The sequence below is a fragment of the Corynebacterium sp. HMSC073D01 genome (assembly GCF_001815555.1).
In the GTDB taxonomy this organism is placed as follows: Bacteria; Actinomycetota; Actinomycetes; order Mycobacteriales; family Mycobacteriaceae; genus Corynebacterium; species Corynebacterium glucuronolyticum.
In genome coordinates this window covers 1-5,828 of sequence record NZ_KV821072.1, presented here as the reverse complement: position 1 = coordinate 5,828, position 5,828 = coordinate 1, and the positions used below count along the sequence as shown (strand labels likewise).

The following is a 5,828-nucleotide window of genomic DNA, read 5'->3' as shown; positions in this document are numbered from 1 at the left end:
GGGTTAGCACGGCAGACAAAAGGTACCGTTTTGCGCCTAGGCCAGATTGGCCACCTGGGCTTTTGGGAGGGGCGATCCCGCAAACAGGTAACTTTTGTCTGGGAGCATGATGCGTCCAGCGTTTCCCTCGCACGATTCGCTGTGCCTGGGGAGCTGTAAACCCAGCATTGAGTCTTATCTATCTTTTCGCTTCTGTGTCAGACCGTCCTTAAGCGCATCGCGCACGATCTCGGCCACATGTACTGCCTGCGCGCCGGTGCCCTGGGATACCTGGGTGCGGCAGGAGAAGCCGTCGGCAATGACGGGGCCACTGTGCTCGCGGACGCGGGGGAAGAGTTCGCGCTCGCCAAGTTGCATGGACATTTCTGCGTGTCCGGCCTCGAAACCCCAGTTGCCGGCGAGGCCGCAGCAGCCGGTTTCGATCTGCGCTTCGTCGTAGCCCAGGGCCTCCAGGATGAGGGAGGACTGCTGTGGGTCACCAAGCGACTTCTCGTGGCAGTGGACCTGCGTCAACGCGCTCCCGGTTTGGGGGGTGAGCTGGCCTTTTTCGACGAGGGCGGCGATCTTCGGGGCGACGACCTGGGCGAAGCTGCGGGTGGCTTGAGATAGTTGCTTGACCAGCGGGTCTGTTGACTGCGTGGTGGCGTCGTGCTGGAGCATGACGGTGCAGGACGGCTCCAGCGCCACCACCGTCAAGCCCTCCTCGATGTAGGGGGCGAAGACCTTCGCCGAATGCTCGAGGACCCGGCGCGTTATGGACAGCTGCCCGGTGGAATGCCAGGTCAGGCCACAGCAGACGAACTCCTGCGGGACGATGACCTCGTAGCCCAGCATCTCCAGGGCCTCGACGGCGGCCTGCGCGGGGGCGGTGTTGAGCTTGGAGTTGAACGAGTCTGGCCAGAGGACGATGCGCTCCTTGCCGGGGTGGGCTTCGCGTTTAGAGGCCCACTTCTGCAGCGATTGCGGGGCGAAGCTGATGAGCGGCCTGCCGGTGTCCAGGCCACCGGCGCGCGCCAGGAGTGTGGAGATGCCCGGGGCGTGCATGGCCCAGTTCACCAGGCGTGGCACGACCGGGAGCTTGTGCGCGACGTGGCTGAGCAGCGGCAACCAGCCCATGAGGTAGTGGGCGCGGGGGCGGATGCGGCCGGCGTAGTGGTCGTTCAAGAACTCGGACTTGTAGGTGGCCATATCCACGTTGACCGGGCACTCGGAGGCGCACGCCTTGCAGGACAGGCAGAGGTCCAGGGCTTCCTCGGCACCGTCGCCGTCGACGGTTTCGCCGCGGAACAGTTCGGACAGCACGCGGGCGCGGCCGCGGGTGGAGTGGACCTCGTCGTGGGTGATCTGGAACGACGGGCACATCGAGCCCTCCATCGATCGGCACGCGGAGACACCGACGCAGCGGTTCACGGCGTCGGTGAAGCTGCCGTTATCGCCCGGGAAGAGCTGCAGCGGGGTGATTTCGTTTTTGCGCTGTGCTGGTTCCATGCGCAGGCCGTCGGTTACGGCATCGGCCCAGACGAGGACGCCAGGGTTCATGATGCGCTGCGGGTCGAAGATGAGCTTGAACTGCTCGAAGAGGTCGCGCATTTCGGGGCTGTACATTGTGTGCAAAAGCGACGAGCGGGCCCTGCCGTCGCCGTGCTCGCCGGAGAGGGAGCCGCCGTAGGAGGAGACGAGCTCGGCGGCGTCGTTCATGAAGTTGTTGAACGTGGTGATGCCCTCGGTGGTGTGGAAGTCGAAGCTGATACGCACGTGGACGCAGCCCTCGCCGAAGTGCCCGAAGGGGATGCCGCGGTAGCCGTAGCGATCCATGAGGGCGTAGAGGTCGCGAAGGTAACCGGCCAGGTTCTCGGGCGGGACGGCGGAGTCCTCCCAGTTCGGCCAGGCCTCGCCGCCGTCGGGAAGCCGCGTCACGGTGCCCGCGGAGGCCTCGCGGATGCGCCATAGCGCGCGGGCCTCCGCGTAGTCGCTGACCACGACGGCGCCGATGTGTTCGACTGTTTCCGTCAGCGCCTGCGCCGCCGCGACCGCCTCCTCCAGGGTGTTGCCCTCGGTTTCGCAGTAGAGCCAGCCTCCCGCGTGGGGCTGCCCGGGGAGGTTCTCACCTGCGTGTTCTTGGCCGTTCTTGGTGCGGAGGGCGTCGAGAAGATCGCCGCCCATGCCCTCGATGGTGGCCACGCCCGGCTGCCGCAACAGGGGCGCCGCCGTGGCCGCCGCGAACACGTCCTCAAAGGACAGCACGGCCAGCGCCGTAAATTTCGGCTTTTCGACGAGCCGGACCGTCAGCCGCGTGATCACCCCGAGGGTGCCCTCGGATCCGGCGATCGCCTTCGCCATGTCGTGGCCCAGGTAGTGCAGGCCGTAGCCGGAGACCTGGCGCGGGAAGCGCCCCAACTCCTTCTCGATCAACTCCCGGTTGGGGCTGTACAGGGCGCGCAATTGGGCGTCGAGAAGCTCATCATCACAACCATCGGACGTGAACGTGACCTCGCGGCCGTCAGCCAGAGCTAACGTCACGTCCACGAGGTTATCCGCCGACGTGCCGTACGCGACCGAGTGCGAACCGCACGCATTGTTCGCCACCATGCCGCCGATCGTGCAGCGGGAATGCGTCGACGGGTCCGGGCCGTAGGTGAGGCCGAACTCGGCGGCCGCCTCGCGCAGGCGATCGCACACCACACCTGGCTCGACCACCGCCGTCTTCGCCTCGGGATCGATCTCGAGAATGCGGTTGAAGTGCCGCGATGTGTCGATCACCAGGCCATCGCCGATCGCGTTGCCTGCGACGGACGAGCCCCCACCGCGGCCGACGATCGCCCACCCGCGCTCACGGGCCAACGCGATGCCGGCCAGCACATCCTCGCGTGACGACGGCTCCAACACCGCCGCCGGGACACGCCGGAACAACGACGCATCAGAGGAATACGCCGCACGCGTCGGCATATCTTTGCGCAATTTAGTCACGATAGACGAGGTGGTTTCAGGTAACATGTTATTCCTTATGACGACAATGGCTGACGCGGTAGTTAATTATGTGCGGGATGCGATCCACGACGGCGACATGCGCCCGGGTGACTGGTACAGCGTAATCCAGCTTGCCGAAGAGATGGGTGTGTCCCGCTCCCCTGTGCGCGAGGGGCTGCTCAGGCTAGAGGAAGCCGGACTTGTGAAGTTTGTGAAAAACCGGGGCTTCCAAATCTTTCCTCCCTCCCCAGGTAACGTCGCAGAAATCTTCGCGGTGCGCCTCGGCATCGAGCCTGCGGCTGCCTACCGCGCGGCGCTCCACCGACAATCTTCGCACCTCAGCGAGGTATACGAGCTGCTCGAACTCATGCAGCGCGCCGCCGATGCCGACGACGAACGGGAATTCTTCATTCACGACCGCGCCTTGCACTCCCTGTTTTTCCGCATGAGCGGCTCCCGGTTCGGCGATAACGTCGTGTCCCGGCTGCGCGACATCACCAACATTCTGGGGCACACCACCGCGCACACCTCGCGATCGCTGCAGAACATCCTGGATGAGCACCGCCCCATCATCGAGGCGATTATCTCGCAGGATGCCGGCGAAGCACGCGAAGAGATGTTTTCCCACCTCACCACGACCGGCAAGCTGCTTGTGCGGCAGGCGGTGGTGGCAGGAGGTGCCTCCGGCACGGAGGAGGTACGACTCCGCGTGGAAAGGGTCTGGGTAGAACACGTCGACGGCCTCTAATCCTCCGGGTGCCGAATGTGCTCCTCGCGCTCCTTCTGGATGCGCCTGGCGGCACGGGCTTCCGGGCGATAACCCAGCACAAACGCGCAGATCGCACACAGCGTGGCTGAGCCGAACACCCACGGTGCCAGGTGCGACTTCACGCCCGTGATGAGATCCCCGCTTGTTGCGAAGAGGCCGACCGTCTGCAGGCCCACGAGCACGACTCCGCCGACCATGAAGGCGATTAGGAAGACGAAGAAGAGGATGCGAAACAGTTTAAAAAAGGCAGTCATTTCTTACACTCCTGGAACGTAGACGGGGATAAGGCCCATACCGACCAACCACGCGAGGAGGATCATCGGGAGGACAAAGTACATGATCAGCGGCACGAACATCTTCGTCGGGTTGGCATCGGCCATCGCCGCCGACAGATAGATCGGGGCACCGACCGGCGGCGACGCGCCCTCGGTCGACGTGCACAGCAACGTCACGACAATCGCCACCGTCGGGTCAATGCCCACGGCCGTCAGCGCCGCCACGGCGGGGGCACCGATCGCGGCCGCCGTTGCCGTCGACGACAGTGGCGTCGCCACCACAACCGCCAACACACCAACAATGACAATCATGGCCCACTTCGGCAGATCCATCGCGCCGAGCGTGTTCGACAGCTGATCACCCACGCCGAGTTCCTCCATGATCGCAGCTGCGGCGAGCGCCGCAAACAGGGAGATACCGACTGTGGCAAAGCTTGGAAGATCCTGCACGATCTGCACCCTGAACTGCGCATTGTTCCGGCGGATTCTACTCGCACCTTCAATCAGCGCAATCAGCGTGATGAGCACCGGCACCCAGACGATGATGGAAATCGCCTTCACACCGTCCGCGCCAACGCCCGTGGATTCCTTCAACCAGTTCGCCAGCGGGCCAATGGTCAGCAGCACGGGGATGAGGATGCCCATGAAGATCGACGGCGAGCGCCACCCCTGCGACCACGCTTGCTTAAACGGCACGATCTGGTCCTTCGGCGTGGCAGGAATCTTGTCCTTCCGGGTCCAGAACCACACCACCGCCAGGCGGTACAGCACCGCGTACGCGCCCGCGCACGCCAACGCCACGTACACCTGGCTTGCTGAGGAAGCTGCGGCCGCCGGCATCGCGAGGATGATAAACATCGTTGAGTTCGGCGGCAGCGCCACACCCAAACCCGAGTTGCCCGTAACCAGCGTCGCCGCCCTGTTTGGGCTAAATCCGGTCTGCTTCATCCACGGGATCGTCACCGAACCGACCGTCGCGGAGTTGCCCGCCGTGGACCCGGCGATGAGCCCCATCATGGCGGAGGCGAACGTGGACACGTAACCTGCGCCACCCCGCAGCCTGCCAAACAACGAGTTCAAAATAGTGATCAACCGGTCAATCAGACCCGTTGACTGCACGATGATGCCCATGAACACAAACGCCATACCGGCGAACGTGACCTCAGACGAGATCGCCGACGTAATGCCATGCCACAACAGCTCCGGCGCCCGCGTCCCGCCGACCAGCGCGACGCCGACCAGGCCGAGTAGCAGCGCCTCCGCGATATTGCGTTTCAGCAGCACGTTGACGACAACTGTGATCGCGATAAAGACAAGCAACGCTACGATGCCCATGCTTCACTCCCTTCTTTTGTATTCAGGTAATGCCCTGCAGAATACGGCGTAACATGTTACTGGTGCGAGGATTTTGGCAAATTTCCCCCATATGGGGTGGCTCATAGGTTTATGTCCGGGAGTTATGGTACGACTTTAGACATTTTTCGCGTTCGATTGAACACTTTCGGGGGCTAAGACGTGCTACCCCCTGCGTAGAGCGTACCCGACATGCCGTGCGCTCCGGCCTGGAGCTCCCCGCTGCTGACCTACACACACGAGGAGCCGCGGAGGTTTACGCAGCCTAGAGCTGCCTAGAGCGGCACATAGTGAAAAGAGATTCACACTTTCACCATTTACCCTGACTGTTTATATAAATCCAGCTACCGGGCTTCGGAAATTTCCCCCGAATTCCATTTCCAAGGTCAGCCATGAAGAGAATTCATGGCTAACCACCAGGATAACCAAAGCTCTACCCGAAGAGTGCCTGTGCAGTAGCGTAA

At 63.2% G+C, this 5,828-nt stretch carries 4 protein-coding genes; 1 reads left to right on the top strand and 3 read right to left on the bottom strand.

Annotated elements, in window-relative coordinates; all coding sequences use genetic code 11:
* Positions 1-174 precede the first annotated feature (174 nt).
* Positions 175-2,994 (bottom strand): FAD-binding and (Fe-S)-binding domain-containing protein, encoded by a 2,820-nt coding sequence (locus tag HMPREF3044_RS10125; RefSeq protein WP_070741373.1) that lies wholly within the window; start codon positions 2,992-2,994, stop codon positions 175-177.
* A gap of 10 nt (positions 2,995-3,004) precedes the next feature.
* Here HMPREF3044_RS10125 and HMPREF3044_RS10120 point away from each other — a divergent pair, with 10 nt between their 5' ends.
* Positions 3,005-3,715, top strand: a complete 711-nt coding sequence (locus tag HMPREF3044_RS10120; protein WP_246821018.1) for a GntR family transcriptional regulator — start codon at positions 3,005-3,007, stop codon at positions 3,713-3,715.
* Here the strand turns inward: HMPREF3044_RS10120 and HMPREF3044_RS10115 are convergent.
* Positions 3,712-3,990, bottom strand: a complete 279-nt coding sequence (locus HMPREF3044_RS10115) for a hypothetical protein (protein WP_070741367.1) — start codon at positions 3,988-3,990, stop codon at positions 3,712-3,714. The genes HMPREF3044_RS10120 and HMPREF3044_RS10115 overlap by 4 nt on opposite strands.
* Positions 3,991-3,993: 3 nt before the next feature.
* Positions 3,994-5,346, bottom strand: coding sequence for a TRAP transporter large permease subunit (locus HMPREF3044_RS10110; protein ID WP_070741358.1), 1,353 nt, complete (start codon positions 5,344-5,346; stop codon positions 3,994-3,996).
* Positions 5,347-5,828 lie beyond the last annotated feature (482 nt).